This window comes from Streptomyces phyllanthi, from assembly GCF_009377205.1.
In the GTDB taxonomy this organism is placed as follows: domain Bacteria; phylum Actinomycetota; class Actinomycetes; order Streptomycetales; family Streptomycetaceae; genus Streptomyces; species Streptomyces phyllanthi.
Window position 1 is genome coordinate 1 of record NZ_VJZE01000671.1, and the last position, 3,595, is coordinate 3,595.

5 protein-coding genes and 1 pseudogene are annotated in these 3,595 nt (G+C 73.7%); all 6 read left to right on the top strand.

Features of this window, described 5'->3' with window-relative positions; genetic code table 11:
- A pseudogene (locus FNH04_RS43110) lies at positions 1-378 on the top strand (condensation protein); the annotation flags it as partial.
- Positions 375-1,151, top strand: a complete 777-nt coding sequence (locus tag FNH04_RS43115) for a class I SAM-dependent methyltransferase (RefSeq protein WP_322725529.1) — start codon at positions 375-377, stop codon at positions 1,149-1,151. The pseudogene FNH04_RS43110 and the gene FNH04_RS43115, both read left to right, overlap by 4 nt.
- A 15-nt stretch (positions 1,152-1,166) precedes the next feature.
- Positions 1,167-2,081: a hypothetical protein gene (locus tag FNH04_RS43120; RefSeq protein ID WP_322725531.1), complete on the top strand. Its 915-nt coding sequence runs from the start codon at positions 1,167-1,169 to the stop codon at positions 2,079-2,081.
- Positions 2,078-2,341 carry a Trm112 family protein gene (locus tag FNH04_RS43125; protein WP_152791695.1) on the top strand — a complete coding sequence of 88 codons (264 nt, stop codon included), beginning with the start codon at positions 2,078-2,080 and terminating at the stop codon, positions 2,339-2,341. Before FNH04_RS43120 ends, FNH04_RS43125 begins: the two co-directional genes overlap by 4 nt.
- Complete coding sequence (locus tag FNH04_RS43130; RefSeq protein ID WP_152791696.1) at positions 2,338-3,162, top strand: FkbM family methyltransferase; 825 nt, start codon at positions 2,338-2,340, stop codon at positions 3,160-3,162. The genes FNH04_RS43125 and FNH04_RS43130 overlap by 4 nt, the downstream gene beginning before the upstream one ends.
- A partial coding sequence (locus FNH04_RS43135; protein WP_152791697.1) for a hypothetical protein occupies positions 3,128-3,595 on the top strand: 468 nt, incomplete at its 3' end. The genes FNH04_RS43130 and FNH04_RS43135, both read left to right, overlap by 35 nt.

Here is a 3,595-nt window from a genome sequence, read left to right on the forward strand (position 1 = left end):
CTCCGCTCCCTCCCCCGCCCCCAGCTGGGCCACGGCGCCGCCCTCCTGACCGCGCCCTGGGCCCCGGTCGGCGTGCGGGCCGCGCTCACCCGGGGGCTCCGCAGGGCAGCCGCCCCCTGGACGTCCACCACGCTGCTCAGCAACATCGGCCGTGTCCCGTACCCGCTGGACTTCGGCGAGGAGGCGGGCCGCGCGAGCGCCGTGTGGTTCTCGGCCCCGGCCCGTATGCCGCGCGGCCTCACCGTCACCACCGCCTCCACGGCGGGCCGGCTCCACCTCGCCCTGCGCTGGTCGCGCACCCTCCTCGGCCACGGCGACGGCGCCCACCTCCGCGATCTCTTCGAGCACTACCTGCACACCACGGAGGTCACCCGGTGACGACCACCGCACCCCCGCGACACGGACTGCGCGACTTCTACGAGAACCCGGCCGTCCCCGTCGCCTCCGGCACCCGCCGCAGCCTGCGCCAGGCCCGCATGCTGGCCGAAGCCCTCGGCCCGGCCCCCACGGACGGCACGGCCCCCTCGGACGGCACGGACGGCACGGACGGCGGCGTGAAGACGGTCCTGGACATCGGCTGCGGCGACGGCACCGCGGCCGCCACCGCCGCCCCCTTCCTCTCCGGTCACCGGATCGTCGGCGTCGACTGGTCCCAGGACGCCCTCAGACGCGCCCGCACCCGGCTGCCGTACACGGTCCGCGGCGAACTCACCGACGGCGGGCTGCCGTTCGGCTCCGCCACCGCCGACGCCGTCCTGTTCAGCGAGGTGATCGAGCATCTCGTCGACCCGGACGACGCCCTCGACGAGCTCCGCCGCGTACTGCGCCCCGGCGGCCATCTGATGCTCTCCACCCCGAACCTCGCCGCCTGGTACAACCGCGCCCTGCTCCTCGCCGGTGTCCAGCCCGTCTTCTCCGAAGTGAGCCTGCGCGCGATCCACGGCCGCCCGGGGAGGGAGGTCGTGGGGCATCTGCGGCTCTACACCGCCCGCGCGCTCCGGGAGTTCGTGACGGCGGCGGGCTTCGAGGTCGTACGGCTTCGGGGGGCGCCCTTCCACGGCGTACCGCGACCGCTGCGCCCCCTGGACCGGCTGGCCTGCGCGGTGCCGTCGGCCGCGTCCATCCTGCTCCTGCACGCACGGAGGACCTAGCCCATGTGGTGGGGAGTGGCCTCCGCTCTGCTGGCGAACATCCTGTACAGCACCGGATTCGTCCTGGAGAAACGGGCACTGGGGTCGCTGCCCCGGGTGACGGTCCGGCAGCCCGCCCGGCTGCTGCGACTGGTGCTCGGCAGCCCGCTGTGGATCGGCGGATCACTGGCCCTGGCCGCCGGCTTCGCCGCCCAGCTCGCCGTCTACCGGACGCTGCCGATCGCCGCCGCGCAGGGCATCTTCGTCTCCGGGCTCGTCCTGCTGGTCCTGCTCTCCGCGCGGCTGCTCGGCGAGGAGACGACGGGCCGCGAGAAGTACGCGATCGGCGCCATCCTCCTCGCGCTGCTGATGGTCGTGCTGTCGCTCGACGAGACCGACGACACCGTGAGCCGCGGCGCGCCGTACGTCCTGGTCCTGACCGTCTGCCTGCCGTCGCTCGCCCTCGGCGTCTGGCTGTACACCTCGGCCGAGCGGCGCGCCCGCCACCGCCACCGGCTGCCGACGACAGGCGTCGACTACGGCGTGGCGGTGGGCCTGCTGTACGGGGTGAGCTCACTGGCCATCAAGGGCGTGTCCGGCTACGTGACGACGAGCGGCGTGGCTGACGCGCTCCTCGCCCTGCTGCGCTCCCCGTACCCGTACCTCCTCCTCTTCACCGGCGCCTTCGGTCTCGTCATGTCGCAGGCCGCGCTGCAGCGCTCCCGCGCCTCGCTGATCGTGCCGGTGTGCACGACCGTGACCTGCCTGTTCACGGCGGTGCTCGGCACGCTGTCGTTCGGCGAGGCGCTGCCGGACGACCCGCTGCGGCTGGCGCTGCGCGTGGCGGGTACGGCGCTCGCGGTGACCGTACTGCTGTCGATGCCCAAGCACGACGCACCCCGACCCGCACCCCTACCTCCCGTGGGTGCCAAGGAGTTGACGCCACCATGAACCCCGAGGACCCGCTCCTGAAGATCCTGGCGTGCCCCCTGGACAAGGGCCCGCTGCACCTGGTGACCGAGAGGGAAGCCTCCGGAGCCCGAGAAATCCCCGACTCCCCCGAGGCGCTGTACAACCCGCGGCTGCACCGCCGTTACCCGATCGTCGACGGCATCCCGCAGCTGCTGCCGTCCTCGGGCGAACAGGTCACGGAGGACGAACACGAGGAACTGATCAAACGGATCAACCGGATCAACCGGATGTCGCCATGACCCTCGCCGCCCGTCTCGCCCCCTTCCTGCCCACCCGGCTGATCGCCGCCGCGGCCGGACTCGTCTACCCGCGCTTCGAGCCGGAGCTCGCGCGCCTGGACGACCTGTGCCCGCCGGGCTGCGGCACGGCGGTGGACGTCGGCGGCTGGTACGGCCCGTGGACACGCCGTCTCGCCGGCCGCGCCCACCAGGTGGTGACCGTGGAGCCGGTCCCCCACCTGGCTCGCCTGCTGACCTCGACGGCCCCCGCGAACGTCCGTGTCGTCCGGGCCGCCGCCTCCGACCACCAAGGCACAGCACGGCTGTGGCTGCCGTCGGGCGACGAGGGCGAGCGGGGTGTGTCCTCGCTGGTCCGCCGGGACATCCACGGCCGCGCGCTGGAGGTCCCCTGCGTCACCCTCGACGGCCTCGGCCTGCGGGACGTCGGCTTCGTCAAGATCGACGTGGACGGCAGCGAACTGGCGGTGCTGCGCGGTGCGCGCGGCATCCTGACCCGCGACCGCCCGGCCCTCTTCGTCGAGCTGGAGTCCCGGATCCAGCCGATCGCCCCGGTCGTCGACCTCCTCGCCGGCCTCGGCTACGCGGGCTGGGTCCTCCCCGGCCGCACCTGGCTCCCCCTGGACCCGGCCGCCCTGGAGGCCCACCAGGCGAGGGCGTCGTACGTGGTGTCGCAGGGACTGCTGCGCCGGGTACTGCCCTTCCTCGGAGGCCCGCGCTACGTGAACTCGGTCCTCTTCCTCCCGGACGGCCGCCGCCCGGGACCACGGCCCGAAGGCGTACGCGACCATGGAGCGCATGCCCTCCGCAAAGCCCCCCGCTAGGCCCTTCACGCCGCTCGACTTCCAGCTGGTGCTCCTGCGCCGCATGGCCGACCACAACCCGGAGCTGGTGGCGGACGCCCGTCGTGAGCTGGGCGTCTCCATCGCCGACATGCGCGAGGCGAACAAGCGCTGGCAGGCGATGCTCCGCTCCCCGCGCTCCCGCTCGGCGGTCTCCTGCTACCGCTCGATCCTGGGCGCCCCGGAATCGGCGACCCTCCGAAAGATCGGCGACCTGGAGTGCGAGGCCCGGAGCTGGCCGGTCCCGCTGTGGCCGGACCTCCGTTTCGAGGTGATGGTGGCCCCGAACGGCACGGCCTGGAACGAATGGCTGGTCCGCGCCCCGGGCGCCACCGCGCCTGAGTTGCACACGCTGGACGACCTGACCCCCTGGTCCTGCACGGTCGACGAGGCAGCCCGCGCCTTCCCCCCGGCC

Bases quoted from the DNA above. Each gene is read 5' to 3' on its own strand.
- FNH04_RS43125 (WP_152791695.1), top strand. From the start codon at position 2,078: ATGAACCCCGAGGACCCGCTCCTGAAGATCCTGGCGTGCCCCCTGGAC.
- FNH04_RS43130 (WP_152791696.1), top strand. From the start codon at position 2,338: ATGACCCTCGCCGCCCGTCTCGCCCCCTTCCTGCCCACCCGGCTGATC.